This is a genomic window from Streptomyces sp. NPDC031418, from assembly GCF_055581605.1.
This window is the reverse complement of the sequence record NZ_JBVIJC010000016.1, coordinates 111,558-137,741: the sequence shown is the minus strand read 5'-3', so window position 1 is coordinate 137,741 and position 26,184 is coordinate 111,558. Positions and strand designations below refer to the sequence as shown.

Annotated in this window: 26 protein-coding genes and 1 tRNA gene; 16 read left to right on the top strand and 11 right to left on the bottom strand. The window is 72.6% G+C overall.

Annotation, left to right across the window (positions count from 1 at the left end; all coding sequences use genetic code 11):
* Positions 1-71 precede the first annotated feature (71 nt).
* Positions 72-1,259 carry a thiolase family protein gene (locus ACZ5CZ_RS24285; protein WP_468945889.1) on the bottom strand — a complete coding sequence of 396 codons (1,188 nt, stop codon included), beginning with the start codon at positions 1,257-1,259 and terminating at the stop codon, positions 72-74.
* Positions 1,260-1,411: 152 nt separating this feature from the next.
* Here ACZ5CZ_RS24285 and ACZ5CZ_RS24280 point away from each other — a divergent pair, with 152 nt between their 5' ends.
* The 4 genes from ACZ5CZ_RS24280 to ACZ5CZ_RS24265 all read left to right on the top strand — a co-directional run bounded on the left by ACZ5CZ_RS24280 (position 1,412) and on the right by ACZ5CZ_RS24265 (position 4,158).
* On the top strand, positions 1,412-2,209 hold the full coding sequence (locus ACZ5CZ_RS24280; protein ID WP_385845770.1) for an alpha/beta hydrolase: 798 nt from the start codon (positions 1,412-1,414) through the stop codon (positions 2,207-2,209).
* Positions 2,210-2,302: 93 nt separating this feature from the next.
* Positions 2,303-2,635: a DUF3140 domain-containing protein gene (locus ACZ5CZ_RS24275; RefSeq protein WP_385845772.1), complete on the top strand. Its 333-nt coding sequence runs from the start codon at positions 2,303-2,305 to the stop codon at positions 2,633-2,635.
* A gap of 19 nt (positions 2,636-2,654) precedes the next feature.
* Positions 2,655-3,299, top strand: a complete 645-nt coding sequence (locus tag ACZ5CZ_RS24270) for an HhH-GDP family DNA glycosylase (protein ID WP_468945885.1) — start codon at positions 2,655-2,657, stop codon at positions 3,297-3,299.
* Positions 3,300-3,354: 55 nt separating this feature from the next.
* Positions 3,355-4,158, top strand: a complete 804-nt coding sequence (locus tag ACZ5CZ_RS24265; RefSeq protein ID WP_385845774.1) for an SAM-dependent methyltransferase — start codon at positions 3,355-3,357, stop codon at positions 4,156-4,158.
* A gap of 49 nt (positions 4,159-4,207) precedes the next feature.
* Here ACZ5CZ_RS24265 and ACZ5CZ_RS24260 read toward each other — a convergent pair whose 3' ends face one another.
* Positions 4,208-5,065 carry a Cof-type HAD-IIB family hydrolase gene (locus tag ACZ5CZ_RS24260; protein WP_468945881.1) on the bottom strand — a complete coding sequence of 286 codons (858 nt, stop codon included), beginning with the start codon at positions 5,063-5,065 and terminating at the stop codon, positions 4,208-4,210.
* Between the two features lie 163 nt (positions 5,066-5,228).
* Here ACZ5CZ_RS24260 and ACZ5CZ_RS24255 point away from each other — a divergent pair, with 163 nt between their 5' ends.
* The 5 genes from ACZ5CZ_RS24255 to ACZ5CZ_RS24235 all read left to right on the top strand — a co-directional run bounded on the left by ACZ5CZ_RS24255 (position 5,229) and on the right by ACZ5CZ_RS24235 (position 10,332).
* Positions 5,229-6,038, top strand: a complete 810-nt coding sequence (locus ACZ5CZ_RS24255) for an SAM-dependent methyltransferase (RefSeq protein ID WP_468945879.1) — start codon at positions 5,229-5,231, stop codon at positions 6,036-6,038.
* Between the two features lie 39 nt (positions 6,039-6,077).
* Positions 6,078-7,481: a type I glutamate--ammonia ligase gene (locus ACZ5CZ_RS24250; protein ID WP_468945877.1), complete on the top strand. Its 1,404-nt coding sequence runs from the start codon at positions 6,078-6,080 to the stop codon at positions 7,479-7,481.
* A gap of 214 nt (positions 7,482-7,695) precedes the next feature.
* Complete coding sequence (locus ACZ5CZ_RS24245) at positions 7,696-8,823, top strand: amidohydrolase family protein (protein ID WP_468945874.1); 1,128 nt, start codon at positions 7,696-7,698, stop codon at positions 8,821-8,823.
* A gap of 84 nt (positions 8,824-8,907) precedes the next feature.
* Positions 8,908-9,435, top strand: a complete 528-nt coding sequence (locus tag ACZ5CZ_RS24240) for an NUDIX hydrolase family protein (RefSeq protein ID WP_385845869.1) — start codon at positions 8,908-8,910, stop codon at positions 9,433-9,435.
* A 99-nt stretch (positions 9,436-9,534) separates the two neighbouring features.
* A complete protein-coding gene (locus tag ACZ5CZ_RS24235) occupies positions 9,535-10,332 on the top strand; it encodes a COG4705 family protein (RefSeq protein WP_468945872.1) in 798 nt (265 codons plus the stop codon).
* Between the two features lie 253 nt (positions 10,333-10,585).
* On the opposite strand, the gene ACZ5CZ_RS24230 is transcribed toward ACZ5CZ_RS24235, so the two are convergent.
* The gene (locus ACZ5CZ_RS24230; RefSeq protein ID WP_385845782.1) at positions 10,586-11,626 is read right to left on the bottom strand and encodes a LacI family DNA-binding transcriptional regulator; all 1,041 of its coding nucleotides are present in this window, start codon (positions 11,624-11,626) and stop codon (positions 10,586-10,588) included.
* A gap of 215 nt (positions 11,627-11,841) precedes the next feature.
* Between ACZ5CZ_RS24230 and ACZ5CZ_RS24225 the strand changes: the two genes are divergently transcribed.
* Genes ACZ5CZ_RS24225 through ACZ5CZ_RS24205 form a run of 5 tightly spaced genes read left to right on the top strand, consistent with a single transcriptional unit; the run spans position 11,842 to position 18,690 of the window.
* Positions 11,842-13,836 (top strand): glycoside hydrolase family 127 protein, encoded by a 1,995-nt coding sequence (locus tag ACZ5CZ_RS24225; RefSeq protein ID WP_468945869.1) that lies wholly within the window; start codon positions 11,842-11,844, stop codon positions 13,834-13,836.
* 40 nt (positions 13,837-13,876) lie between these two features.
* Positions 13,877-15,124, top strand: coding sequence for a sugar ABC transporter substrate-binding protein (locus tag ACZ5CZ_RS24220; RefSeq protein WP_468945866.1), 1,248 nt, complete (start codon positions 13,877-13,879; stop codon positions 15,122-15,124).
* 12 nt (positions 15,125-15,136) lie between these two features.
* A complete protein-coding gene (locus ACZ5CZ_RS24215; RefSeq protein ID WP_468945863.1) occupies positions 15,137-16,102 on the top strand; it encodes a carbohydrate ABC transporter permease in 966 nt (321 codons plus the stop codon).
* A 44-nt stretch (positions 16,103-16,146) separates the two neighbouring features.
* Positions 16,147-16,908, top strand: a complete 762-nt coding sequence (locus tag ACZ5CZ_RS24210) for a carbohydrate ABC transporter permease (RefSeq protein ID WP_468946013.1) — start codon at positions 16,147-16,149, stop codon at positions 16,906-16,908.
* A 42-nt stretch (positions 16,909-16,950) separates the two neighbouring features.
* A complete protein-coding gene (locus ACZ5CZ_RS24205) occupies positions 16,951-18,690 on the top strand; it encodes an RICIN domain-containing protein (RefSeq protein WP_468945861.1) in 1,740 nt (579 codons plus the stop codon).
* 120 nt (positions 18,691-18,810) lie between these two features.
* Here ACZ5CZ_RS24205 and ACZ5CZ_RS24200 read toward each other — a convergent pair.
* Positions 18,811-18,884 (bottom strand) — tRNA-Pro (locus ACZ5CZ_RS24200).
* 126 nt (positions 18,885-19,010) lie between these two features.
* Here ACZ5CZ_RS24200 and ACZ5CZ_RS24195 point away from each other — a divergent pair.
* Together ACZ5CZ_RS24195 and ACZ5CZ_RS24190 are read left to right on the top strand one after the other, a co-directional pair.
* The gene (locus ACZ5CZ_RS24195; RefSeq protein WP_468945858.1) at positions 19,011-19,739 is read left to right on the top strand and encodes a transketolase; all 729 of its coding nucleotides are present in this window, start codon (positions 19,011-19,013) and stop codon (positions 19,737-19,739) included.
* A 44-nt stretch (positions 19,740-19,783) separates the two neighbouring features.
* Positions 19,784-20,704, top strand: coding sequence for a transketolase family protein (locus ACZ5CZ_RS24190; RefSeq protein WP_385845791.1), 921 nt, complete (start codon positions 19,784-19,786; stop codon positions 20,702-20,704).
* Between the two features lie 19 nt (positions 20,705-20,723).
* Here the strand turns inward: ACZ5CZ_RS24190 and ACZ5CZ_RS24185 are convergent, their stop codons facing one another.
* The 7 genes from ACZ5CZ_RS24185 to ACZ5CZ_RS24155 all read right to left on the bottom strand — a co-directional run bounded on the left by ACZ5CZ_RS24185 (position 20,724) and on the right by ACZ5CZ_RS24155 (position 26,183).
* Entirely contained in the window at positions 20,724-21,083 is a 360-nt protein-coding gene (locus tag ACZ5CZ_RS24185) for an MmcQ/YjbR family DNA-binding protein (protein WP_385845792.1), read from the bottom strand.
* A gap of 118 nt (positions 21,084-21,201) precedes the next feature.
* Positions 21,202-22,104 (bottom strand): LysR family transcriptional regulator, encoded by a 903-nt coding sequence (locus ACZ5CZ_RS24180; RefSeq protein WP_385845794.1) that lies wholly within the window; start codon positions 22,102-22,104, stop codon positions 21,202-21,204.
* 31 nt (positions 22,105-22,135) lie between these two features.
* Entirely contained in the window at positions 22,136-23,335 is a 1,200-nt protein-coding gene (locus ACZ5CZ_RS24175) for a glycine C-acetyltransferase (protein ID WP_468945855.1), read from the bottom strand.
* Between the two features lie 50 nt (positions 23,336-23,385).
* Entirely contained in the window at positions 23,386-24,414 is a 1,029-nt protein-coding gene (tdh, locus tag ACZ5CZ_RS24170; protein ID WP_468945852.1) for an L-threonine 3-dehydrogenase, read from the bottom strand.
* Positions 24,415-24,585: 171 nt separating this feature from the next.
* On the bottom strand, positions 24,586-25,161 hold the full coding sequence (locus ACZ5CZ_RS24165; RefSeq protein ID WP_385845798.1) for a GAF domain-containing protein: 576 nt from the start codon (positions 25,159-25,161) through the stop codon (positions 24,586-24,588).
* A gap of 76 nt (positions 25,162-25,237) precedes the next feature.
* On the bottom strand, positions 25,238-25,831 hold the full coding sequence (locus ACZ5CZ_RS24160) for a GTP-binding protein (protein WP_450784175.1): 594 nt from the start codon (positions 25,829-25,831) through the stop codon (positions 25,238-25,240).
* Entirely contained in the window at positions 25,809-26,183 is a 375-nt protein-coding gene (locus ACZ5CZ_RS24155; protein ID WP_385845872.1) for a DUF742 domain-containing protein, read from the bottom strand. The genes ACZ5CZ_RS24160 and ACZ5CZ_RS24155 overlap by 23 nt, the downstream gene beginning before the upstream one ends.
* Between the last annotated feature and the right edge of the window lies 1 nt (position 26,184).

Here is a 26,184-nt window from a genome sequence, read left to right as displayed (position 1 = left end):
TTTCCTTCTGCGGCTGGTGTACCGGATTCCCTTGGCGGGACCCCCCGTTGGGACTGCGCCGAGGAGTGGCTCTAGTGCCGTTCGACCAGCAGCGCGCTGCCCTGTCCGACGCCCACGCACATCGTCGCCAGGCCCCGGGCCGCGCCCGTGCGCCGCATGCGGTGCAGCAGGGTGGTCAGGATGCGGGCACCGGAGCAGCCGAGGGGGTGGCCGAGGGCGATGGCGCCGCCGGTCGGGTTGACCAGGTCGGGGTCGATGCCCAGCTGGTCGACGCAGGCGAGCGCCTGGGCGGCGAACGCCTCGTTGAACTCGGCCTCCTGGACGTCGCCGATCGCCCAGCCGGCCCGGGCCAGCGCCTTGCGGGTGGCGGGGACCGGGCCGATGCCCATCACGTCCGGGTAGACACCGGCGGAGGCGCCCGCGACATAGCGGCCCAGGGACTCCAGGCCCAGTTCGTTCAGGGCCTCCTCGCTGACCAGCAGCAGTCCGGCGGCGCCGTCGTTCATCGGCGAGGCGTTGCCCGCGGTGACCGTGCCGCCCTGCCGGAACACCGGCTTCAGCCGGGAGAGCTTCTCCAGCGAGGTGTCCTCACGGACGCACTCGTCCTGCTCCACCACGATCCCGTCCGGCCGCTCCACGGAGAGGAGTTCGTCGTCGAAGTGCCCGTTCTTGCGGGCGGCGGCGGCGAGTTGGTGGCTGCGCAGCGCGAACGCGTCCTGCCGGTCGCGGGAGACGCCGTACCGGGCGGCGACCTCCTCGGCGGTCTCGCCCATGGACAGCAGGCCGTGCAGCTCCTTCATGGCCGGGTTGACCAGGCGCCAGCCGAGCCGGGTGTCGTAGGTCTCGATGCGCGGCGGCAGCGCCTCGTCGGGGCGGGGCAGGACGAAGGGGGCGCGGCTCATGGACTCGGAGCCGCCGGCGATCACGATGTCCGCCTCGCCCGCCGCGATGGTCCGGGCGGCGAGGGTGACCGCCTCCAGGCCGGAGGCGCAGAGCCGGTTGACGGTGGCGCCGGGCACGGACTCGGGCAGTCCGGCGAGCAGGGCGGCCATCCGGGCGGCGTTGCGGTTGTCCTCGCCGGCCTGGTTGGCGGCGCCCCAGTAGACGTCGTCGATCCGGGCCGGGTCGAGGGCGGGCACGTCGTTCACCAGCCGGCGGATGACGGTCGCGGCCAGATCGTCGGGGCGCACGGAGGAGAGGGCTCCGCGCAGCTTGCCGATGGGGGTGCGGCGGGCGGCCGCGAAGTGAACGGGACGCACGGGTGTGACTCCTGACCGACGACGCTGTGGATCAGCTGGCTGGGTGTGTTCGGCAGCACGGTTAATTAGCACTGCTAGTTTTAGACTATAGACCTCGGACCGGCCCGCTGGGAAGATCCCCCGGAACCTTCACCGAGGCACCTGGAGGAGATATGCCCCACGTCCGCGAGCATGCCCCGGACGGGATCGCCGTACGCGAGTGGCCGCACCCGGAGCCCCGCTTCCTGGCCCTCGTCGTGCACGGGTACGCCGAGCACGCGGGCCGGTACGACGAACTGGCGGGCGTGCTCGGCGGGCACGGCGCGGCGGTGTACGCGCCCGACCACCGGGGGCACGGCCGGTCGGCCGGCGAGCGGGTGCTGATCGAGGACTTCGAGGACGTGGTCACCGAGGTGCACACGGTGGCCGAGTCGGCCCGGGCCGCGCACCCCGGGCTGCCGCTGGTCCTCGTCGGCCACTCGATGGGCGGCCTGATCTCGGCCCGTTACGTCCAGCGGTACGGCGCGGAGGTGAGCGCGCTGATCCTCTCGGGGCCGGTGATCGGGGCCTGGGAGCTGCCCGGGCGGCTGCTGGCCCTGCCCGAGATCCCGGACACCCCGATCAGCCCGGCCGCGCTCTCCCGCGACCCCGCGGTGGGCGCCGCGTACGCCGCCGATCCGCTGGTCTGGCACGGGCCGATGAAGCGGCCGACGCTGGAGGCGTTCGCCCGCACCCTGGAGACGGTCGCCCGGGGCGGCGACGCGGGCGGCGTACCGGTGCTGTGGCTGCACGGCGACGACGACCGGCTGGTGCCGCTGCCCGGCAGCCGGATCGGCGTCGAGCGGCTGAGCGGCGGCCGGCTGACCGAGCGGATCTTCCCCGGGGCCCGGCACGAGGTGTTCAACGAGACGGTCAAGGAGGAGGTCTTCGCCGAGGTGACCGGCTTCCTGGACCAGGTCCTGCCCCGCTGACCAGGCCGGTTTTGCCCCCTTTGGCGATGGGCACCCGCCTGGGGACGAAAGACCGAAGGAAGAGCGAAAGAACCCAGAGGGAAGGGGAGACCCATGGCCGACGCCCTCGAACTCGAAGCGCTGTGGGAGGACTTCCACCGCGTGGTCAACATGACCTCGGCGGAACTCGCGGCCTGGCTCAGGGTCCAGGACGCCGACGAGCGCACCGAGCCGCTGCCCGAACGGGCGGGCTCGCCGCTCGGCCAGCACGTGCTCGCCATCCTCCAGAAGCGCCGTACCGACCTGACCGCGGACGACATCGGTGCGATGCACCAGGTCGTGGACACGGTCGCCGACCTCGTGGACATCGAGGAGGAACCCGTGGCGGAGGACACCGAACGCCGCCACCAGCTGATGTCGCTGGGCCACGACCCGCTCAAGCCCTGAGCCCGCGCCGGACACGGCCATGAACCGCGACGAACGGGTGCTGCACGAACTGCTGTCCCGGTACGGGCGGACCTACGCGGAGGAGGCGGACATCCGGCTGAGGGACACCCCGCAGCCGCTGTACCGGCTGCTCGTGCTGGCCCTGCTGCTCAGCGCCCGGATCCGGGCCTCGGTGGCGGTGGCCGCCGCCCGGGCCCTGCACGAGGACCACCTCGACACTCCGCGCCGCATGGCCGAGGCCGACTGGCAGCAGCGGGTCGACGCGCTCGGCCGGGGCGGCTACCGGCGCTACGACGAACGCACCGCCACCCAACTCGGCGACGGCGCCGCGCTGTTGCTGGACCGCTGGGGCGGTGACCTGCGCCGGCTGCACCGGGAGGCGCACGGCGACCCCGGAGAACTCAGGGAACTGCTCCAGGAGGAGCCGGGCGTGGGGCCGGCCGGCGCCGACATCTTCCTGCGCGAGGCCCAGCGCGTCTGGCGCGAACTCGCCCCCTATCTGGACGACAAGGCCCTGTCCGGGGCGGCCCGGCTCGGCCTGCCGAAGGACCCGGACCAGCTGACCGCGCTGGCCGGGAACACCGAACCGGCCGTGCTGGCGGCCGCGTTGGTGCGGGCCGCGCTGGACAAGCGGGTGGCCGAGGAGTGCCTGCACAGCGCGTGATCGTGTCAGACTTCTCCTCGCAACTGACGTAGGTGACCGAGCCGAGGAGCAGTACGTGACGGGGACCGAGCCGGCCGCGCAGCGCATCGACACCACCCGGCCGCATCCGGCCCGGGTGTACGACTGGTATCTCGGCGGCAAGGACAACTACCCCGTCGACGAGGAGCTGGGCCGCAGCATCGCGGCCATCGACGGGGGCGCCCCGCGGGCCGCCCGCGCCAACCGGGAGTTCATGCACCGCACCACGCGCGCCCTGGCCGAGGACGGCATCCGCCAGTTCCTGGACATCGGCACCGGCATACCGACCGAGCCCAATCTGCACCAGATCGCCCAGTCGGTGGCGCCGGACGCCCGGGTCGTCTACGTCGACAACGACCCGATCGTGCTGGTGCACGCCCAGGCGCTGCTGCGCGGCACCCCGGAGGGCGTGACGGAGTACGTCCAGGCCGACGCCCGGGACCCGAGGGCGATCCTCGAGCAGGCCGCCCGCGTCCTCGACCTGGACCGCCCGGTGGCCCTGTCGCTGATCGCGCTGCTGCACTTCATCGCCGACGAGGACGGCGCCCACGACCTGGTGTCCACCCTGGTCGACGCGCTGGCGCCGGGCAGCTGTCTGGTGCTGTCCACGATGACGGCCGACTTCGAGCCGGAGAACGTGCGCAAGGGCATCGCCGCCTACGCGGCGGGCGGGGTGACCCTGGTGGCCCGCTCGCAGAAGGAGGTGGCCGCCTTCTTCCGCGGACTGGAGCTGCTGGACCCCGGCGTCGTGTCGGTCGCCGACTGGCGTCCGCAGACCGCCCCGGACGGCGCCGGGCCGATCTCGCTGTACGGCGCGGTGGGCCGCAAGCCGGTCCGCTGAGGCCCGCGTCCGCCGGGCCGACGGCCCCCCGCGCCGGTCCGGCCGACGTTTAGAGGCCGAGCACGCGGGCTATGGTCCGCAGCACCCCGTTGTCGTTGTTGGACGGGGCGAGGTGGCGGGCCCGGCGGACGACCTCCGGGTGGGCGTTGGCCATGGCGAAGGACCACTCGGCGGCGTCGAGCATCTCCAGGTCGTTGAGGTAGTCGCCGAACACCATGGTCTGCGCCGGGGTGATGCCCAGCGCCCGCTGGAGGCCGCGCAGGGCGGTGCCCTTGTCCGCGGTGCGGTTCATGACGTCGACCCAGTGCTCGCCGGAGACCACCACCCGGTGGGTGTCGGCGAACTCCGCCAGGGCGGGCGCGGTGGAGCGCTCGGCGGCCCCGAAGTCGAACACCGCGACCTTGATCATGTCGTCCTCGACCGCGGTCACGTCCTCGACGACCCGGTGCTCGACGTAGTACTTGCGCACCTCGGCCAGGAACGCCTCGTCGGTCCGTTCGACGTACGCCGAGCGCTTGCCGCACACCACGGCGCCCACGTCCACGCCGTCGGCGGCCAGCCGCCGTACCGTCCGGGCCACCCCGGCGGCGACCCCGGGCGCCAGCGGGTCGGAGCTCAGCTCCACGCCGTCGCGGACCACATAGGTGCCGTTCTCCGCGATGAACACCATGCCCTCGGCGACCTCGGCGAACTGCCGGGCCAGCGTCGCGTACTGGCGGCCGCTGGCCGGGCTGAACAGCACGCCGCGGCGGCGCAGCTCGGCGAGCAGCGGCCACAGCCCCTCCGGTGTGCGCTTGGCGTCGTCCAGCAGGGTGCCGTCCATGTCGGTGACGACGAGCCGGATGTCGGCGGGGCCCTCGGGCAGGCCGGCGGGGTGGTCGAGGAGGGGGGCGGGCGTGGCGGGCATGTCCTGCTTCCGGTCGGGGCGGGGGTACGGCACCCCAGTGTTCCGCATGCCTGTGCGGGGTCCGGGGCCGCCCCGGACCGCCCGTGGTGCGCGGTTCCCGGGACAGCACGATCAACGGGCGGCACAATGACGGCGGGGAACCGTGCACGGAAAGGGCGGCGACGTGACCGAAGGGCGTGATCCGACGGCCGGTCCGGGCGGGCTGAACACCACCGTGGCGCACAACGCCCGGGTGTGGAACTACTGGATCGGCGGCAAGGACAACTACGAGGTCGACCAGCGGGTCGGTGAGCAGGTCGCCGGGATGTTCCCGGTGATCCGGGCGGTGGCCCGCGCGGACCGTGAGTTCCTGGCGCGGGCGGTGCGCTTCCTGGCCGTCGAGCGCGGCATCCGGCAGTTCCTGGACGTGGGCACGGGCCTGCCGACCGTCGACAACACCCACGAGATCGCCCAGCGGATCGCGCCCGACGCCCGGATCGTCTACGTCGACAACGACCCGATCGTGCTCGTGCACGCGCGCTCGCTGCTGACCAGTTCCCCGGAGGGGGCCACGGACTACGTCGACGCCGATGTGCACGACCCGGAGAGCATCGTGCAGCGCGCCGCCGAGACCCTCGACCTGAGCCGGCCGGTCGCGCTGATGATGCTCGGCATCCTCAACTTCGTCCTGGACACCGGCGAGGCCCGGGACATCGTGCGCCGGCTCATGGCGGCCCTGCCCTCCGGCAGCCATCTCGTCCTCACCCATCCGACGTACGACGCCGAGGTGGGCGGCGAGGGCAACGCCGCCGCGATGGAGTTCTGGAACGCGCACGCCACCCCGCCGATCACCGCCCGCAGCCACGCGGAGATCGCCTCCTTCCTGGCGGGCCTCGACCTCGTCGAGCCGGGGCTGGTGCCGTGCTCGCAGTGGCGCGCCGGGCCGGCCTCCGCCGTGGTGCCGCAGTACGGCGCGGTGGCCATGAAACCCTGACCCGCCCGTGCACCCGGCACAGCCCGCGGAGGAGGACGTATGACCGCCCTTGCCGACCCCGTGCCCGGCGGCCGCCCCGGAGATCTGCGCCGGGCCGCCGCGCTCACCGCCGAGCTGACCGCGCGGGGCGTGCACGGGATCGTACTGGCGTACGTGGACACCGCGGGCGTCGGCCGGGTGAAGACGATCCCGACGGCGCGGCTGGCGGCGGCCGTGTCCTCGGGGGTCGGGATGTCGCCGGTGTTCGACACGTTCCTCGCGCACGACTCGATCGTCGCCACGGACGTCCTCGGCTCCCCCGACGGCGATCTGCGGCTCTACCCGGACCTGGACCGGCTGACGGTGCTGGCCGGGCAGCCCGGCTGGGCGTGGGCGCCGGTGGACCGGATCACCCAGGAGGGTGCCCGGCACCCCGGCTGCACCCGGACCTTTCTGCGCCGGATCGTCGCCGGGGCGGCGGAGCGGCACGGCCTGTCCTTCCGGGCGGCGATCGAGGTGGAGTGGGCGGTCGGGCTGGGCTCGGCGCCGGCCGGGGAGTTCGTCCCGGCGGTGTCCGGACCGGCGTACGGCGCGATCCGCCAGGTGGAGCTGAGCGACTACACCGCCGACCTGCTCGCCGCGCTCGCCGCCCAGGACGTGGCCGTCGACCAGCTCCATCCGGAGTACGCGGCCGGGCAGTTCGAGATCTCGGTGGGCGCGCAGGACCCGGTGGCGGCGGCCGACCGCAGTGTGCTGGTACGGCAGACCGTCCGCGCGGTCGCGCAGCGGCACGGTCTGCGGGTGTCGTTCGCGCCCGCGGTGCTCGCGGAGGGCGTCGGCAACGGCGGCCATCTGCACCTCTCCTGCTGGCGCGCGGGCGTGAACCTGCACGCGGGCGGGGAGCGGCGGTACGGCATGACGGCCGCGGCGGAGTCCTTCGCGGCCGGTGTCCTGGCCCGTCTGCCCGCGCTGACGGCGGTCACCGCCCCCAGCCCGGCCAGCTATCTGCGGCTCAGGCCGTCCCAGTGGGCCGGGGTCTTCACGGCCTGGGGCCACGAGACCCGCGAGGCCGCGCTGCGGCTGGTCACCGGTACGGCGGGCCGCCGCGACCAGGAGGCCAACCTGGAGGTCAAGCCGGTGGACCTGGCCGCCAACCCGTATCTGGCGCTCGGCTGCGTGATCGCCGCCGGTCTCGACGGAGTGGCCGGGGCGCTGCGGCTGCCCGAGGAGATCACCGGGGACCCGGCCCGGTACGGCCCCGAGGAGGCGACGGCCCGCGGGGTGCACCGGCTGCCCGAGTCGCTGCCGCGGGCCGTCGAGGAGTTCCGCGCCGACCCGGTGCTGCGGGCCGCGCTGGGCCCGGTCCTCGCCGACGCGATCACCGCCGTCCGGCTCGGCGAGGCGGCGACCGTGGCAGACCTGGACGATGCCGGGGTGGCGGCGGCCTACCGCTGGGTGTACTGACGAACCGACGAAAGGACCCAGGCGTGCCGAGAGGATCCCGGGCAGCACGGATGGTGTCCCCGAGGACGCCGGGGAGGCACCGGGGCCCCCGGAACACGCCGAGCAGCCACCCGGGAACACCCGCCATGCACCCGGCGATGCCCGCACGGCACCAGCCCATGCCGACAACGCTCCGCCGGGTTATCCCGACGACCTGGCCGGGAAGGTGGTGTCCGTGATCGCGTCCGGGCCGGTGCACGAGGTTCTCGCAGGGTTGCCGCTCGTCGACCACCACTGCCATGGCGCGGTGACCGCCGACCTCGCGCCGGCGGAGTTCGAGTCCCTGCTCACCGAGGGCGCGGCCTGGGCCGGTGTCTCGCCCTTCGACACGCCGGCCGGGGTGGCCGTACGCCGGCACTGCGCACCCCTGCTCGACCTGCCCCGGCACGCACCGCCCGAGGCCTATGTGGAGCGCCGCTCCCGGCTCGGCTGGCAGGAGGTCAACCGCCGCTTCCTCCGGGCGTCCGGAGCGGAGCTGTTCTGCGTGGACACCGGCTACGCCCCGCACCCGGTGACCTCACCCGCGGCCCTGGCGGAGGCCGCCGGCGCCGCCGCCCGCGAGGTCGTACGGCTGGAGCAGCTCGCCGAGGCGGTGACCGCGCGGGGCGTCGAGCCGGACGCGTACGCGGGCGCGCTCCGCGCGTCCGCCGAGGCGGCCGTCCGCCGGCCGGGCGTGGTGGCGGTGAAGTCGATCGCCGCCTACCGCACCGGTTTCGCCCTGGACCCGGCGCGGCCCACCGACGCGGAGGTGACCGCGGCGGCCGCCCGCTGGCTCGCGCACGGCGGCCGGCTCACCGACCCCGTCCTGGTCCGGCACCTGCTGTGGACCGCCGTCGACCTGGGGCTGCCGCTGCAACTGCACACCGGTTTCGGGGACGCGGACCTGCGGCTGCACCGCGCCGACCCCGCCCTGCTCACCGACTGGCTGCATCTGACCGGCGGCACGATCCCCGTCCTGCTGCTGCACTGCTGGCCGTACCACCGCCAAGCCGCCTATCTCGCCGCCGTGTTCGAGCATGTGTACCTGGACGTCGGCCTCGCCCTGCACCACACCGGTCCGGCCCGCTGCCGGGCGGTGCTGGAGGAGGCACTGGAGATCACGCCGTTCCGCAAGCTGCTCTACAGCTCCGACGCCTACGGCGTGGCCGAATTCCACCACCTGGGCGCGCTGTGCTTCCGGCAGGGCCTCGCCGATCTGCTGCAAAGCCGGGTGGACGCCGACGAGTTGAGCCTGCCCGACGCCCTGCGCATCGCCGCCTGGACCGGCCGCGACAACGCCCGACGCCTCTACGGACTCACCTGACAGCCCCGCCCCCGACCGCATCCGAACCGGCGCGCAACCACTGCGCGCGCCCCACCCGGAAAGTATGATCAAGCAATGTCTGACATGACCGAAACCACGCCCGGCTGGCTGACCACGGACGAGCTGGAAATGGCCAGGGCCCGGATGCCGATCCTGTACGTCGAGGCCGTGCCCGTGCGCGTGGACGACAGCGGCGAAGTCACCAGCATCGGGCTGCTGCTGCGCATCGGCCCGGACGGCACGGTCAGCCGGACCCTGGTCTCCGGTCGGGTGCTGCACCACGAACGGGTCCGTGACGCCCTGCTGCGCCATCTGGAGAAGGACCTCGGCCCGGTCGCCCTGCCCCGGGTCCCCGCCTCCCTCCAGCCCTTCACCGTCGCCGAGTACTTCCCGACGGCGGGGATCACGCCGTACCACGACCCCCGGCAGCACGCGGTGTCCCTCGCCTACATCGTGCCGGTGACGGGCGACTGCCGGCCCCGGCAGGACGCGCTGGACCTCGTCTGGTTCAGCCCGCAGGAGGCGGCTTCGGCGGCCCTGCACAGCGAGATGCCGGGCGGGCACGGGGTCCTGCTGAAGCAGGCGCTCGCCCATGTGGGCCTGGTGTTCTGATCCCGGACCCAAGGCCGCGGCAACTCCTGCACCAGAGGCCACAAAACAATGGCAAAGGGGGCTGGGGCCGGAACGGCGGGTTGTGCTTGGGTGCGGATCATGAGCACAGAGCACGTCCTCGACCACCGGCCCACAGGCCACGCACGCGCGCGCGTACGCGAGACTGCGACCAAGGTCCCGGCGGTCACCGTCTACTTCTGGATCATCAAGGTCCTCACCACCGGCATGGGGGAGACGGCCTCCGACTTCCTGGCCCATCTGCTGGGGCCGATCCCGGCGGTGGGGGTCGGCGGTCTCGCCTTCGTGGCCGCGCTCGTGCTCCAGTTCGCCGCCCGCCGGTACGTGGCCTGGATCTACTGGACGGCGATCGTCATGGTCAGCGTGTTCGGCACGATGGCCGCGGATGTGCTGCACGTCGGCCTCGGCGTCCCCTACACCCTGTCCACCCCGCTGTTCCTGATCGCCCTGGCCGCCGTCTTCGCCCTCTGGCACACCGTGGAGCGGACGCTGTCCATCCACTCCGTCCGCACCCGCCGCCGCGAGGCCTTCTACTGGGCGGCCGTCCTCGCCACGTTCGCCCTGGGCACGGCTGCGGGCGACCTCAGCGCCACCATCGGCCTCGGCTATCTCGGCTCGGTCGTGCTGTTCGCCGTGGCGATCTGCGTGCCCGCCCTGGCCCACCGCACCGGTCTGCTCGGCTCGGTGAGCGCGTTCTGGGCGGCCTACGTCATCACCCGCCCGCTCGGCGCCTCGCTGGCCGACTGGATGGCCCTGCCGGCCTCCCGGGGCGGACTGGCCTGGGGGCTCGGGCCGGTGACCCTGGCCTGGACCGTGGCGATCATCGGCTTCGTGGCCTTCCTCTCGGTGTCCCGCCGCGACACCGCCGACCTCGGCTGATCCAGCCCGCTCGGGACGGCCCGGGGGCTTCGCTCCACCTTCGCCTCACCTTCGCCTCACCGGCGAGCAGCCGCCCTCCCCCGGCCCGAGCGGCGCCTCGGGGCAGCGCCCGCCCCGCCCCTCCGACATGGGCCCCGCTTCCCGCCGCCCGGCGCCGGGAAGCGGGGCCTTCTTCCTGCCGCGCACGGGCGGCCCCGAGACCGCGGGGCCTTCTCCCTGCCGCGCGCGGGCACGCCCCGGGGCCGGGCCCGCCTCACGTCGACTCCCGCACCACCAGCCGGCACGGCACCGTGCGCACGCCCGGTGTGGCCTCGCCCTCGTCGATCGCCTCCAGCAGGCGCAGGGCCGCGATCCGGCCGATCTCCGCGAGGTTCATGTCGATCGTGGTGAGCGGCGGCCGGCTCGCCAGCGCCATGGTGTCCCAGTTGTCGTAGCCGACGACCGCGATGTCCCCGGGGACGCCGACGCCCTGTTCGCGCAGCGCGTCGGTGACCCCGCGGGCGATCTGGTCGTTGCCGCAGAAGAACGCGTCCGTGTCGGGCGCCGTGCGCAGGACGGCGGCCACCGCGCGGCGGCCCCAGGCCTCGCTCCACTCGCCGAAGAGGACCCGGTCGCCGGCCGGCCCGAGACCCGCCTGTGCCAGGTGCCGCACCGCGTGGCGGGCCCGGTGCCGGGCGGCAGCGTGGTGCTCGGGGCCGGTGACATGGGCGATCCGGGTGCGGCCGGTGGACAGCAGGTGTTCCATCGCCAACTCGGCGCCGCGCCGGTCGTCCGAGACGACGGACATGTCGCCGGGGTCCGTCGACGGTGAGAGCGCGTAGACCACCGGTACCGACTCCAGCCCGGTGATGCCGGTCAGCGGCGGGCGCGCGTCGGTGCGCCGGCCGGTGACGATGATGCCGTCGACCCGGCGGTCCATGAGGTTGCGCAGATGGTGCTGCTCCCGGATGGCGTCGCCGCGCGTGTCGCAGAGCAGGACCGAGATCTTCCCGGCGCCCAGCGCGTCCTCCGCGCCGAGCAGGACCGGGGTGCTGAAGCGGCCGATGCCGTCCGTGGTCATCAGGCCGACGGTCCAGCTGCGGCCGGTGTGCAGGCTCTGGGCGTGCTGGTTGGGCCGGAAGCCGAGGGCCGTCACCGCGTCCAGCACGCGCTGCCGGGTCTCCGGGCGCATCCGGCCGGCGCCGCTGAGCGCCTTGGAGGCCGTGCCCACGCTGACGCCCGCGAGCGCCGCGACATCGGCGAGCCTGGCCCGGCCGGCGGGGGAAGAGCCTGGAGCATCTGGGGCAGCGGGCACGAGCAAACCTTTTCCTCGACTACGGCGATCCGACCATCCTGGCAGGCGCGGCAGCCGGGTGCCAGTCCCCGGAAAAGATGAGAAAGCCCTTGCCACACCTCTTGACCCCGGGTCCCGGGTCCCCTCTACTTCTCGGGCAGGAAAACGATTGCTCAACGGCTTGCTCACTCCTTGCCCGGCCGCCGGTCGTCCCGGCCCCCTTCCCCCGGAGAGTCATGCCCCGCACCAGCCCCGCCCCGTCCGCCTCCCCCGGCTCCGCCGCCTCTCCCGGCTCCGCCGCTTCCGCCGCCTCCCCCGCCTCCCCCGGTTCCGCCGGACCGGTCCGCGTCGGTCCGGTCCGCCTCGGTCCGGACGCCCGTGCCGCGCTGCGTCCGGCCACGGCCGCTGTCACCGCGGGCTTCTGGCACGCCCGGCGCGAGGTCAACGCCCGCACCTCCATCCCGCAGGGTCCCGGGCTGCTGGAGTCCGCGGGCAACCTGCACAACCTGCGGCTCGCGGCCGGCACCGCCGAGGGCGAGTTCCAGGGCGCGTACCCCTTCGTCGACACGGACGTCTACAAGTGGCTGGAAGCGGCGTCCTGGCAGCTCGCCCAGGGTCCGGACCAGGACCTGGAGGCACAGGTCGAGGAGATCACCGCGCTGGTCGCCGCCGCCCAGCAGCCCGACGGCTACCTCAACACCTGGTTCCAGCTGGTCAAGGGCGGCGAGCGGTACCAGGACCTGCGGTGGGGGCACGAGCTGTACTGCGCGGGCCACCTCATCCAGGCCGCCGTCGCCCACCACCGGGCCACCGGCAGGACCGAACTCCTCGATGTCGCCCGCAGGTTCGCCGACCATGTCGACTCCGTCTTCGGCCCGCCCGGCAGCGGCAAGCCCATCGACGGCATCGACGGCCACCCGGAGATCGAGACCGCGCTGGTCGAGCTGTACCGGGAGACCGGCGAGCGCCGCTATCTGGACCTGGCCGGCTACTTCGTCGACCGGCACGGCCACGGGCTGCTCGGCGGTGAGGCCTACTGCCAGGACCGGGTGCCGGTGCGCGAGGCGGCCACCGTGGAGGGTCACGCCGTACGGCAGCTGTATCTGCTGGCCGCCGCCGCCGACCTCGCCACCGAGACCGGGGAGGCCGAACTCCGCGCCGCCGCCGAGCGGTTGTGGCACGCCATGACCACCACCAAGACCCATGTCACCGGCGGCCTCGGCGCGCACCACGACGAGGAGGACTTCGGCGACCCCTACGAACTCCCCAACGAGCGCGCCTACTGCGAGACCTGCGCCGCCATCGCCTCCGTGCAGTGGAGCTGGCGGATGGCCCTGCTCACCGGCGAGACCCGCTACTCCGACCTGATCGAACGCACCCTGTTCAACGGCTTCCTGGCCGGGGTGTCGCTGGACGGCGAGCGCTGGCTGTACGTCAACCCGCTCCAGGTCCGCGACGGCCACACCGACACCGGCGGCGACCAGTCCGCCCGGCGCACCCGGTGGTTCCGCTGCGCCTGCTGCCCGCCCAACGTGATGCGGCTGCTGGCCGGCCTGGAGCACTACCTCGCCACCAGCGACGACGGCGGCCTCCAGATCCACCAGTACGTCACCGGACGCTATACCGGCGCCGGTGTCGCCGTACGCGCCGAGACCGACTACCCGTGGCACGGGACGATCGCGCTCACCGTCGAGGAGACCCGGTCCGACGGTCCCTGGACCCTCTCGCTGCGCATCCCCGAGTGGTGCCGGGAGTTCCGGGTGCGGTGCGGGGAGGAGACGTACGACTCGCCGGTGACCGACGGCTGGCTGCGACTGGAGCGGCACTGGGCGCCCGGCGACCGGGTCGTGCTGGAGCTGGACCTGGAACCCCGGCTGACCGCGGCCGACCCGCGCGTGGACGCCGTACGCGGCTGTGTGGCGATCGAACGCGGGCCGCTCGTGTACTGCCTGGAGCAGGTCGACCATCCGGGCGGCGGCCTGGACGCCATCGTCCTGGACCCGGCCCGCCCGCTCGCCGCCCGGCACCGCCCGGACCTGCTGGGCGGGGTCACCACGGTGACCGCGGCCGGGCGGCGGCGCAGCATCCCGGACGCGGGCTGGTGGCCGTACACCACCGCCGGCGACACGGCCGGGCAGGACGGCGAGCCCGTCGAGCTGACTGCCGTCCCCTACTACGCCTGGGCCAACCGCCGGGACGGCGCGATGCGCGTCTGGCTGCCCACCTCCTGAGCCCTCCCCCGCCCCTCCTCCACGACAACGAGGTCGCCCCGTGATACCCACCCGTCGTACCCTGCTCCGCGCGGTCGCCGTTGTCGGCGCGCTCGCCTCCCTCGCCGCCTGCGGCGGTGGTTCCGGCTCCTCGGGCTCCGCCTCGGGCGGAGCCGGGGGGACGTACACCTTCTGGGACCCCTACCCCCAGTTCGACGCCTCCTCGGCCTGGGGCAAGCTGGTCTCCTCGTGCGGCACCAAGGCCGGGGTGACGGTGAAGCGCACCGCGTACGACACCACCGACCTGGGCAACAAGGCGCTGCTGGCCGCCCAGCAGGGCAACGCGCCGGATGTGATGCTGGTCGACAACCCGGTCGTCTCCACGCTGGTGGAGGCGGGGATCCTCAACAAGACCAGCGATCTCGGCCTGGACACCGCGTCGTTCCAGAAGAACGTCATCGGCGCGGGCACCATCGGCCACGCCTCCTACGGGGTGCCGATCGGCGCCAACACCCTCGCCCTCTACTACAACAAGAGGGTCCTGTCCGCCGCGGGTGTCGACCCCTCCTCGGTCAAGGACTGGGACTCCCTGACCGCCGCCCTGAAGAAGGTCAAGGCGGCCGGGAAGAAGGGCATCACCTTCTCCGCGATCAACACCGAGGAGGGCAGCTTCCAGTTCCTGCCCTGGTTCTGGGGCGCGGGCGGCGATCTGACCCGGCTCGACTCGGACCAGGGTGTCGCCGCCCTGTCGCTGTGGAAGCAGTGGGTGGACGCGGGATACGCCCCCAAGGACGTCCTCCAGAACACCCAGACCACCAGCTGGCAGGAGTTCGCCACCGGCGCCTACGCGTTCGGCGAGAACGGCACCTGGCAGCTCGGCAACGCGGGCAAGGCCGGGTTCCCCTACGGCGTCCTCAGCATCCCGGCGCGCAACGGCGGTCCGGCGCCGGTGCCGACGGGCGGAGAGTTCGTCACCGTGCCCGTGCAGAAGGACTCGGCGCGCTACGGCGTCAGCAAGAAGATCGTCGAGTGTCTGACCAGCGACAGCAGTCTGCTGCCCACGGACAGCACACTGATGTACGTGGCCCCGACGGCCTCGGTCCAGGCCGCGCAGGTCAGGCAGAACCCGGCGCTGAAGCCCTGGGTGGCCGCGGTCGCCGCGGCGCGCGGCCGTACCAGCGGCGGCCTCGGCACCAGGTACCCGCAGATCTCGCAGCCGATGTGGACCGCCGTGCAGAACGCGCTGTCCGGCGGCAGCAGCCCGAAGGCGGCCCTGGACACGGCCCAGGCGAGCGCGCGGAAGAACTGAGGATCCGGACCCATGACCATCGCCCCTGCCGAGCGGTCCCGGCGGGCGGCGGCAGCGGGGACGGGCGGGCCCGGCCCGCTGCCGGTGCGGCGCGGACAGCGGCGCCGCAGCCGGCTCGCCGCCCTCGCGTTCGTCGCCCCGCTGATCGCCTATCTCGCCGCCTTCTACCTCTATCCCCTCTACCGCAACCTCGATCTGAGCCTGCGGGACTACACCGTCCGCTCCTTCGTGGCCGGCGACGCGCCCTTCTCCGGCTGGGACAACTTCCACACGGTGCTGAGCGACCCGGCGTTCGCTCCGGCGCTGCGGCACACGATGGTCTTCACCTTCGTGTCCATCGCCTTCCAGTACGCCGCCGGGCTCGCCCTCGCGGTCTTCTTCAACCGGCACTTCCGGCTCTCGGCGGTGCTGCGGGCGCTGTTCCTGGTGCCCTGGCTGCTGCCGCTGATCGTGTCGGCGTCGACCTGGTCGTGGATGTTCAACAGCGAGTCGGGCGTGGTGAACTACCTGCTGCACCTGCTCGGAGTGGCTCCCGTCGACTGGCTCACCTCGCCGCACTGGGCGCTGGCCTCGGTGATCATCGCGAACATCTGGATCGGCATCCCGTTCAACCTGGTCATCCTCTACAGCGGGCTCCAGAACGTCCCGGCCGAGCTGTACGAGGCGGCGGCGCTGGACGGGGCGAGCGCCTGGCAGACCTTCCGCCGGATCACCTTCCCGCTGCTGCGGCCGGTGTCGGCGATCACCCTGCTCCTCGGCCTCGTCTACACCCTCAAGGTGTTCGACCTGATCTGGATCATGACCAAGGGGGGTCCGGGTGACTCCTCCGCCACCCTGGCCACCTGGTCGTACCAGCTCGGCTTCGGCTCGCTGCTGCCGAAGTTCGGGCCGGGGGCCGCCGTCGGCAACCTGCTCATCCTCATCGCCCTCGTCTTCGGCCTGCTGTACATCCGCGTCCAGAGGAGGCAGGAAGCGTGAAGTCCTGGCGTCACACTGCCGTCGGCCTCCTGCTCACCGCGCTGATGCTGTTCCCGGTGTACTGGATGCTGAACGTGTCCCTCACCCCGCAGCAGGACATGCGCAAGAGCCCGCCCGACCTGCTGCCGCTGCACCCGACCTTCGCGGGCTACCAGGCGGTGCTGGACGACCAGTTGCCCTATCTCGGCACCAGTCTGCTCATCGGCCTCGGCACGGTCGCCCTCACCCTGCTGATCGCCGCGCCGGCCGGCTACTCGCTGGCGCGACTGCGCCCGCGCGGCGGCGGGGCGATCGGCCTGGTCCTGCTGATCGCCCAGATGATCCCCGGCATCGTCATGGCGATGGGCTTCTACGGCATCTTCCTCGATCTCGGCCTGCTGAACTCCTGGTGGGGTCTGATCGTCGCCGACTCCACCATCGCCGTGCCGTTCGGCGTCATGATCTTCACGGCGTTCATGTCGGGCATCCCCGGCGAGCTGATCGCCGCCTCCCGGATCGACGGCGCGGGCACCTTCCGCACCTTCTGGTCGATCGTGCTGCCGGTGAGCCGGAACGCGCTCGTCACGGTCTCCCTCTTCAGCTTCCTGTGGGCCTGGTCCGACTTCGTCTTCGCCACCACCCTGGACGGCGGCGGCGAGCTGCGGCCCATCACCCTCGGGATCTACAAGTACATCGGCAACAACAACCAGGAGTGGAACGCGATCATGGCGACCGCCGTGGTCGCCTCCGTTCCCGCGGCGGTCCTGCTGGTCCTCGCCCAGCGCTATGTGGCCGCGGGCGTGACCGCGGGCGCGGTCAAGGACTGACCGCCCGCATCCCTCTCATCCCCTCCGTCGAGGAGTTCCCCCATGAGCCGCACCAGACCCCTCATCCCCCTCCTGGGCGTGTGTGCCCTGGCCGCCACCGCCGCCCTGGCCACCGGGGCCCCGGCCCAGGCGGCCCCCAGCTCCGCCACCACCCTGGTGGTCGACGCGAACCGGACCCTCCGCCCGGTCACCCATGTCGCCACCGGCAGCCTGTACGGCCTCGCCGACGACAGCACGCCCGCCGACGGTCTTGTCGGCGCGCTCAAGCCCAACACCTTCGTGCAGATGGCGCCGGGCGGCTCCCAGCTCCCCAACGGCGAGCCGAAGCCCGCCGGCGACGCTCTGACCGTGGCGCCGAAGGCGGCCCGCGCCGGCGCGAAGGTGGTCGTACGGATGCCCGACTGGTATCCGAACTTCCCCTACAAATGGGTGAGCTGGAGCGACTGGCTTACAGCGGTGGACAAGCAGGTGGCGTCCGTGCAGTCCTCCGGCGCCACGAACATCGCCGCCTACGAGCTGTGGAACGAGCCCGACTGGACCTGGGACACCGCCCACGCCGGCGCGTTCGACGCGGGATGGGCCCGCACCTTCCGGGAGGTCCGCGCCAAGGACGCCAGGACCCCGGTGCAGGGCCCGAGTTACTCCACCTGGAACCAGTCCGCGATGAGCACCTTCCTCACCGACGCCAAGGCGAGCGGCACCGTCCCGGACATCGTCTCCTGGCACGAGCTGCAAGGCAGCAACGACATCGCCGCGCATGTCGCCGCCTACCGCGCACTGGAGTCGAGCCTCGGCATCAGCCCGCGGCCGATCGCCGTCGAGGAGTACGCCAAGCCCGACGAGGTGGGGGTCCCCGGCGCCCTGATCGGCTATGTCGCCAAGTTCGAGCGGGCCGGGGTGCACGACGCCGAGCTGGCCTTCTGGAACCACTACGGCACCCTCGGCGACACCCTCACCGACACCGGCGGCTCACCCAACGGCTCGTACTGGATGTACCGGTGGTACGGCGACATGTCGGGGAACATGCTGGTCACCACTCCCCCGGCGCAGACGGGCATCGACGGCATCGCCTCCCTGAACGGCCCGGGCAACCAGCTCAGCGTCGTCACCGGCGGCTGCACCGGCTCCTGCGCGGTCACCGTGCGCGGCCTGTCCTCGCTGTCCGCCTTCGGCAGCACGGTCCACGTCAGGCTGGAGTACACCCCCAGCACGGGCCGTACGACCGCCTCGCCCGGCCCGATCACCGTCTCCGACGCCGACTACCCGGTGTCGAACGGCTCGGTCACGGTGCCGGTGACCATGAACGCCTCCGACGGCTACCACCTGGTCGTCACCCCGAGCGGCACCTCCACCTCGCTGGCCGGGCGCTACCAGATCACCAACCGGAACAGCGGGCTCGCCCTGGACACCCTGAACGGGGGCACCGCTCAGGGCACCTCGGTGGTCCAGGCCACGGCCACCACCGGCACCGACCAGAACTGGACGCTGGTGGCCGCCGGCTCCGGCCTGTACCGCATCGTCAACCAGAGGAGCGGGCTGCTGCTGGGCATCCGGGACATGGGCACCGGCGACGGTGGCACCGCCCTGGTCTGGGGTGACAACGGCACCGCCGACCACCTCTGGCAGGTGATCCCGGCCCGCGACGGCTATTACAAGATCGCCAACTACAACAGCGGTCTGCTGCTGGGCGTGGACGGGATGAGCACGTCACCGGGCGCCCAGGTCCTCCAGTGGTCCGACAACGGCACGGCCGACCACCTGTGGCGGCTGACCGCCCGCTGACCCCACCGAGCCACCCGTGTCCCTGGCCGATGTCGGCGGCCGGGGGCACGGGTGTGTGCACATGCGTGAGGGGCCCTCAGAAGAGAGCCCCTCAGCCGCGGACATGTCCGACATCATCTGTCGGGACGACAGGATTTGAACCTGCGACCCCTTGACCCCCAGTCAAGTGCGCTACCAAGCTGCGCCACGTCCCGATGCCGTCTGACCTGGGGTTTCCCCGGTCGCAACGCGCAGAGAAACAATACCGCACTCGACTCGGTGCTCGCTCCTCCCTTTCCGTGGTTGACCTCGACTTTGGTTGAGGTTGCAGGCTGTGGGTCATGACGATCACCGCGAACGAACACCGCGCCCACGGCTCCGCCGACCGCCGCTACGGCTTCGACGACCTGGCCGGGCTGATGAGCATGATGACCGGCGACGAGAAGCACGGCCCGGCGGCCACCTCCACGCTCGACGTGCTGTGGGTGCTCTACGACCGGGTGCTCCGGGTGAGTCCCGAGCGGCGGGACGATCCGGACCGCGACCGGTTTCTGCTGAGCAAGGGACACGGGCCCATGGCGTACTACGCGGTGCTGGCCGCGAAGGGGTTCCTGCCGGTGGACTGGCTGCCCGGGTTCGGGTCGTACGACTCCCCGCTGGGCCACCACCCGGACCGGGTGCTGGTGCCCGGCGCCGAGATCGGCAGCGGGTCGCTCGGCCACGGCCTGCCGATCGCCGTGGGCACCGCACTGGGGCTGCGCGCCCAGGGGCGGCACGACCCGGCCGTCTGGACGCTGATCGGCGACGCCGAACTGGACGAGGGCAGCAATCACGAGGCGATCGCGTTCGCCGGGCCGGCCGCCCTGGAGCGGCTGCACACGGTGGTGATCGACAACTCCTCGGCCAGCCATGCGCTGCCGGGCGGGATCGCCGCCCGGTTCGAGGCCGCGGGCTGGTCGGCGGTGAACGTCGACGGACGCGACCACGAGGCGCTGTACGCCGCCTTCACGGCACCGCACCCCGGCCGGCCGCACGCCGTGGTGGCCCGCGTCGAACCGAAGAACGCCTGACCCGCACTTCCTGCCCAGAAAGCCAGAAAGAAGGACACCTTTCCATGGACACCATGCGTGACCGCTTCGCTCCCGTCGTCTCCCGGATGCTGGACGAGGACCCGCGTGTCGCCGTGGTCCTCGCCGAGATCGGCAAGGACGCCTTCCGCGACGCCATGGCCCGCCATCCGGACCGGGTGATCAATGTCGGCATCCGCGAACAGCTCCTGGTCGGGGCGGCGGCCGGGCTGGCGCTCACCGGGCTGCGGCCGGTCGTGCACACCTTCGCCAGCTTTCTCGTGGAGCGGCCGTTCGAGCAGGTCAAGCTGGACCTGGGCCACCAGGACACCGGGGCGGTGCTGGTGAGCGCGGCCGCCTCCTTCGACTGGCCGGCCGGCGGCTTCACCCATATGGCTCCGGGCGACGTGGCGCTGCTGGACACCCTGGACGGCTGGACCGTGCATGTGCCCGGCCACCCCGACGAGGCCGAGACCCTGCTGCGGCACGCCGTCGCCGCGGGCGACGACAAGGTGTACGTGCGACTGTCCTTGCAGGCCAACCAGCGGGGCCGGGCGGTCGACGGCCAGGGGTTCCTGACCGTCCGCGAGGGCCGCTCCGGTGTGGTCGTCGCCGTCGGCCCGATGCTGGACGCCGTCCTGGCGGCCACCGAGGGGCTGGACACGACCGTGCTGTACGCGACGACCGTACGGCCCTTCGACGCGGCCGGTCTGCGCCGGGCGACACAGGGCGCGGGCACCGATGTCGTCCTGGTCGAGCCGTACCTCGCGGGCACCTCCACGGCCGCGGTGAGCGAGGCGCTCGCGGACGTGCCGCACCGGGTGCTGGGCCTGGGTGTCGGCCGCCGCGAGCTGCGCCGCTACGGAACCATCGAGGAACATGTCACCGCGCACGGGCTGGACGCGAGCGGCCTGCGGCAGCGGATCGGCCGGTTCCTGAGCGCGGGGCGGGTGGCCGCGGGCGTGTGAACCGCCCTCCCGGCACCGCTCACTCGCCCGGCAGCAGCCCCAACTCCGGGTAGGCCTCCAGGAGTCGGGGCGGAGCCGCCTGGCGCCAGGAGTCGGCGAGGATGTCCCGCAGCTCGTCCTCGTCCTCCAGCGCCGCGAGTCTCGCCCGCACCCAGGCGAACTGGGCCTCATGGGCCGCGATCCAGAACTTCTCCGGTTCGGCCAGCACCAGTTCGTCGCGCTCGTCCTTCGGACAACGCACCGCGAGGGAGGTCTCGTCCTCCGGCAGGGTCGCGAACATCTTCCCGGCCACCCGGAACGTGGGCATGCTCCAGGCGACCTTCTCCGTGGTGTCCGGCAGGGACAAGGCGATACGGCGTACGTCTTCTGCATCCGGCATGCCACGCACCGTAGCCCCTGCCACTGACAGTCACCCCGCCGGTGGCCGCAGGCAGGGGCAGCGCCGGCTCGGTCACGGCGGGGGTGGGTCCGGCCTCGGCGCGTTCAGCGCGGCACCTTCACGCCTGTGCCGCCTCCCCCAGCGCCTCCAGCACCGGGCGGATCAGCGGATGTCCCTCCGCTCCGCGCCGTACGGCGGCGAAGACCCGGCGGGTCGGGGCCACCCCGTCGACGGGGCGTACGGCCACGTCCCTCAGGTCCATGCCGCGCAGCGCGGAACGCGGTACGAGGGCCACGCCCGCGTCGGCGGCGGCGAGGGCGACGACGGCGCGGAAGTCGTCCGAGGAGTGCTCCAGGCGGGGCTGGAAACCGGCGCTCTCGCAGGCCAGGACGACCACGTCATGGCAGGGGTTGCCGGGGTAGGGGCTGATCCAGGGGTCCTTGGCCAGCTCGGCGAGGGGCACCTCGACGACGTCGGCGAGGCGGTGGCCGAGGGAGACGACGGCGTCGAAGGGCTCGGCGTAGAGCGGGACATGGGTCAGCCGGGGGTCGTCGGCGGGCGGGGCGCCGCGGTACTCGACGGCGACCGCCACATCGACCTGCCGGTCCAGCACCATGGGCAGGCTGGCGTCGCCCTCGGCGTCCTGGACGCGGATGCCGATGCCCGGGGCGGTGCGGGCGAGCCGGGCCACCGCCGGGGCCACGACCTGCGCGATGCCGGTCGCGAAGGCCGCCACGGTGACCGTACCCGCCTCGCCCGAGCCGTAGGCGGCCAGCTCGGCCTCGGCGCGCTCCAGCTGGGCGAGGACCGCGTTGGTGTGGCTGAGCAGGATCTCGCCGGCCGGAGTGAGCCGTACGCCCTTGGCGCCGCGCTCGACCAGCCGGTGGCCGGTCTCCTGCTCCAGGGCCGTCAGCTGCTGGGAGACGGCGGAGGGGGTGAGGTAGAGGGCGGCGGCTGCCGCGGTGACCGTGCGGTGGTCGGCCACCGCACGGAGGATGTGGAGCCGCCGTGCCTCGATCATGCCGTCAATTATCCCAGCAGATCCGGGCCGGTCAGGACTCCAGCTCGGCGCGGGCCGCGACGAAGGCGTCGACCGCGCGGTCGACGTCGTCCGTGGAGTGCGCGGCGGACAGCTGGACCCGGATGCGGGCCTGGCCCTGCGGGACGACCGGGTAGGAGAAGCCGATCACATAGACGCCGCGCTCCAGCAGCAGCTCGGCCATCCGGGCCGCCTTCGCCGCGTCACCGATCATGACGGGCGCGATGGCGTGGTCGCCGGGGAGGATGTCGAAGCCCTCCTCGGCCATCCGGCGGCGGAACAGCGCGGTGTTCTCGGCGAGCCGGGTCCGCAGGTCGTCGGCGGACTCCAGCAGGTCGAGGACCTTGAGCGAGGCCGCCGCGATCACCGGGGCGAGGGTGTTGGAGAACAGGTAGGGACGCGAGCGCTGGCGCAGCAGGGCGACGATCTCGGCGCGGGCGGCGACATAGCCGCCGGAGGCGCCGCCGAGGGCCTTGCCGAGGGTGCCGGTGATGATGTCGACGCGGTCCATGACGCCGTGCAGCTCGGGCGTGCCGCGGCCGGTGGGGCCGACGAAGCCGACGGCGTGCGAGTCGTCGACCATGACCATCGCGCCGTGGCGGTCGGCGAGGTCGCAGATCTCCTCCAGCGGCGCCACATAACCGTCCATGGAGAAGACGCCGTCGGTGACGATCAGCTTGCGCCGGGCGCCGCCCTCGGTCGCCTCCTTCAGCTTCGCCTCCAGGTCGGCCATGTCGCGGTTGGCGTAGCGGTAGCGGCGGGCCTTCGACAGGCGGATGCCGTCGATGATGGAGGCGTGGTTGAGGGCGTCGGAGATCACCGCGTCCTCCTCGCCGAGCAGGGTCTCGAAGACACCGCCGTTGGCGTCGAAGCAGGAGGAGTAGAGGATCGTGTCCTCCTGGCCGAGGAAGGCGGAGAGCCGGCCTTCCAGCTCCTTGTGCACCTCCTGGGTGCCGCAGATGAAGCGGACGGAGGCCATGCCGTAGCCCCAGCGGTCCAGGGCCTGGTGGGCGGCGGCGACCACGGCGGGGTGGTCGGCCAGGCCCAGGTAGTTGTTGGCGCAGAAGTTCAGCACCGCGCCGGGGCGGCCGCCGGCGGTGACGTTGACGGTCGCGGACTGCGGGGTGCCGATGACCCGCTCGGGCTTGTGCAGTCCGGCGGCGCGGATCTCGTCGAGGGTGGCACGCAGGTCGTCGCGGACGGTCTCGAACATGGGGACTCCTGAAAGTGCTGACGGGGGTGAGGGGGTGCGCGATCCGCGGCTTACGCGGTCCAGTCGAGGATGATCTTGCCGCCGGTGCCGCTCGCGGCGTCGGCGAAGGCCGCCTCGAAGTCGCGGTAGTCGTACCGGCCGGTGATCACGGGGGCCAGGTCGAGACCGCCCTCCAGCAGCACCGACATCGCGTACCAGGTCTCGAACATCTCACGGCCGTAGATGCCCTTGATGGTGATCATCGAGGTGACGACCCGGGCCCAGTCGACCGGGAACTCCTGCGCGGGCAGGCCGAGCATGGCGATCCGGCCGCCGTGCGTCATGTTGGCGATCATGTCCCGCATGGCCTCGGCGCGGCCGGACATCTCCAGGCCGATGTCGAAGCCCTCGCGCAGGCCCAGCTGCCGCTGCCCGTCGGCGATCGTGGTCTCGGCGACGTTCAGGGCGAGGTTGACCCCGATCTTGCGCGCCAGGGCCAGGCGCTCCTCGCTGACGTCGGTGATGACGACGTTGCGGGCGCCGGCGTGCCGGGCCACGGCGGCGGCCATCAGGCCGATCGGGCCGGCACCCGTGATCAGGACGTCCTCGCCGACCAGCGGGAAGGACAGCGCGGTGTGCACGGCGTTGCCGAACGGGTCGAAGATCGCGGCCACATCGAGGTCGACGGGCACCCGGTGGACCCACACGTTGGACGCGGGCAGGGTGACGTACTCGGCGAACGCGCCGTCCCGGCCGACACCGAGGCCGACGGTGGCCCGGCACAGGTGCCGGCGGCCGGCCAGGCAGTTGCGGCACTTGCCGCACACCAGGTGGCCCTCGCCGCTGACCCGGTCGCCGATGCGGATGTCGCTCACGTCCCGGCCGACCTCGACCACCTGTCCGACGAACTCGTGCCCCACCACGAGCGGCGTCCGGATCGACTGCTGCGCCCAGCCGTCCCAGGCCCGGATGTGCAGATCGGTACCGCAGATACCGGTCCGCATGACCTTGATCAGTACATCACCCGGGCCGACCACGGGGTCCGGGACGTCCATCAGCCAGAGTCCCGGCTCCGCCTTCTGCTTGACCAGCGCCTTCACGCGTACGGCTCCTGTGGGTGAGGTCCCGGCCGCGGGCATACCGAAGAAGCCCGCACCGGGTCAGAGGGGTGGAATCACCCTGCAATCTGCCGTATGCGCGAGCCGGGGTCCATCGAGCTTTTCTTAACCGCCGCCTCAGCTTTCCTTCACGCCCGGCCGGCCCCCGGCAGCTCAGCCGGGCAGGCCGTCCCCGGCACCGAGTTCCAGGCGTACGACGAGATCGGCGGCGAACGCCTTGATGGTTTCCAGCCCGGACCGCCCCCAGCTCCGGGACGCCACGTCCTGCACGCACACCGTGCCGAGCGCCATGCCGGAGCTGTCGATGAGCGGGGCGCCCAGATAGGAGCGGATGCCGTACTCGTCGACGACCGGGTTCCCGGCGAACCGGGGGTAGTCGCGGACGTCGTCCAGGACCAGCGCTCTGTGGCGGACCACCACATGGGGGCAGAAGCCATGGTCGCGCGGCAGGACCCGGCCCAGCTCGGGCCTGCTGCCGTCGTCCCGGACGACCGGGGCGGCGGCCGGGACGGACAGGCCGGCGAAGAACTGGTGGTGCTCCCCGACGAAGTTGACCATGGCGTAGGGCGCGCCGGTGATCCGGGTGAGATGGTCGGCGAAGGCGTCGAGCGCCGGGTCGGGGCGGTCCGCCAGGCCGAGCCGGCGCAGCCGGTGGACGCGGGCGGGGGCCTGTTTGTCCTCGGGGGTGAGCAGCAGCCCCCGGACCGGCCGGGGTGGCTCGTAGCTCATGGCCGGGCTCCGTCGCTGTGGGCGTATCGCATATGGGGACTCCGTGGGTGTGGACTCCGTGGGCCGTGTGGTGGCATCACATGGGGGTGCGCTGGCTGGGCGCGGGGGTGTGGGCGAGCAGATGGCGTACGAGGGTGAGCAGGGTCTGCACGCCGGAGCTGGAGATGCGCGCGTCGCAGCGGACCACCGGGATCTCCGGGTCGAGGTCGATGGCCGCGCGCACCTCCTCGGGGTCGTAGCGGTGGCCGCCGTCGAACTCGTTGACGGCGATGATGAAGGCGAGCCCGCGCTCCTCGAAGAAGTCGACGGCGGCGAAGCAGTCCTGCAACCGGCGGGTGTCGGCGAGGATCACCGCGCCGAGCGCGCCCTCGGACAGCTCGTCCCACATGAACCAGAACCGCTCCTGTCCGGGTGTGCCGAACAGGTACAGCACATGGTCCCGGTCGAGCGTGATCCGGCCGAAGTCCATGGCGACCGTGGTCTCCATCTTGTTCTCGACGCCCTCGAGACTGTCCGTGCCGACGCTGACCGTGGTGAGCAGCTCCTCCGTGCTGAGCGGCGCGATCTCGCTCACCGCGCCCACGAAGGTGGTTTTCCCGACCCCGAACCCGCCCGCGACAAGGATCTTGAGCGCGGTGGGGAACGGGTCAGAGCTGTCGTCGTAGTCCATCGAGCACTGCCTCCAGCAGAGACCGGTCAGTGGGAGTGTGGTGGTAGGCGGGCGGCTTGGTGGTCAGCGCCCCGCAGTCGACCAGGTCCGCGAGGATCACCTTGGTGACCACCGCGGGCAGTTTCAGCTGGGCGGCGACCTCGGCGACCGAGACGGGCGCGCGGCACAGGTCGAGTGCCTGCGCGTGTTCCGGGCCGAGGTAGCCGAGCGGGGTAACGCCGGTGGCCATCACCTGCGACATCAGGTCGAGGGCGATGCTGGGCTCGGTGCGGCCGTTGCTGACCGTGAACGGCCGCACCAGCCGCCCGGCCGCGTCGTCCAGCCACGGCCCGTCGCCGGCCGCCGCGGCCACG

What these genes read in the sequence shown, in the direction of transcription:
- ACZ5CZ_RS24280 (WP_385845770.1), top strand. Translation starts at nt 1,412, where the DNA reads ATGCCCCACGTCCGCGAGCATGCCCCGGACGGGATCGCCGTACGCGAG.
- ACZ5CZ_RS24275 (WP_385845772.1), top strand. Translation starts at nt 2,303, where the DNA reads ATGGCCGACGCCCTCGAACTCGAAGCGCTGTGGGAGGACTTCCACCGC.
- ACZ5CZ_RS24270 (WP_468945885.1), top strand. Translation starts at nt 2,655, where the DNA reads ATGAACCGCGACGAACGGGTGCTGCACGAACTGCTGTCCCGGTACGGG.
- ACZ5CZ_RS24260 (WP_468945881.1), bottom strand. Translation starts at nt 5,065, where the DNA reads ATGCCCGCCACGCCCGCCCCCCTCCTCGACCACCCCGCCGGCCTGCCC.
- ACZ5CZ_RS24250 (WP_468945877.1), top strand. Translation starts at nt 6,078, where the DNA reads ATGACCGCCCTTGCCGACCCCGTGCCCGGCGGCCGCCCCGGAGATCTG.
- ACZ5CZ_RS24240 (WP_385845869.1), top strand. Translation starts at nt 8,908, where the DNA reads ATGACCGAAACCACGCCCGGCTGGCTGACCACGGACGAGCTGGAAATG.
- ACZ5CZ_RS24235 (WP_468945872.1), top strand. Translation starts at nt 9,535, where the DNA reads ATGAGCACAGAGCACGTCCTCGACCACCGGCCCACAGGCCACGCACGC.
- ACZ5CZ_RS24225 (WP_468945869.1), top strand. Translation starts at nt 11,842, where the DNA reads ATGCCCCGCACCAGCCCCGCCCCGTCCGCCTCCCCCGGCTCCGCCGCC.
- ACZ5CZ_RS24215 (WP_468945863.1), top strand. Translation starts at nt 15,137, where the DNA reads ATGACCATCGCCCCTGCCGAGCGGTCCCGGCGGGCGGCGGCAGCGGGG.
- ACZ5CZ_RS24210 (WP_468946013.1), top strand. Translation starts at nt 16,147, where the DNA reads ATGCTGTTCCCGGTGTACTGGATGCTGAACGTGTCCCTCACCCCGCAG.
- ACZ5CZ_RS24205 (WP_468945861.1), top strand. Translation starts at nt 16,951, where the DNA reads ATGAGCCGCACCAGACCCCTCATCCCCCTCCTGGGCGTGTGTGCCCTG.
- ACZ5CZ_RS24195 (WP_468945858.1), top strand. Translation starts at nt 19,011, where the DNA reads ATGACGATCACCGCGAACGAACACCGCGCCCACGGCTCCGCCGACCGC.
- ACZ5CZ_RS24190 (WP_385845791.1), top strand. Translation starts at nt 19,784, where the DNA reads ATGGACACCATGCGTGACCGCTTCGCTCCCGTCGTCTCCCGGATGCTG.
- ACZ5CZ_RS24185 (WP_385845792.1), bottom strand. Translation starts at nt 21,083, where the DNA reads ATGCCGGATGCAGAAGACGTACGCCGTATCGCCTTGTCCCTGCCGGAC.
- ACZ5CZ_RS24180 (WP_385845794.1), bottom strand. Translation starts at nt 22,104, where the DNA reads ATGATCGAGGCACGGCGGCTCCACATCCTCCGTGCGGTGGCCGACCAC.
- ACZ5CZ_RS24175 (WP_468945855.1), bottom strand. Translation starts at nt 23,335, where the DNA reads ATGTTCGAGACCGTCCGCGACGACCTGCGTGCCACCCTCGACGAGATC.
- ACZ5CZ_RS24165 (WP_385845798.1), bottom strand. Translation starts at nt 25,161, where the DNA reads ATGAGCTACGAGCCACCCCGGCCGGTCCGGGGGCTGCTGCTCACCCCC.
- ACZ5CZ_RS24160 (WP_450784175.1), bottom strand. Translation starts at nt 25,831, where the DNA reads ATGGACTACGACGACAGCTCTGACCCGTTCCCCACCGCGCTCAAGATC.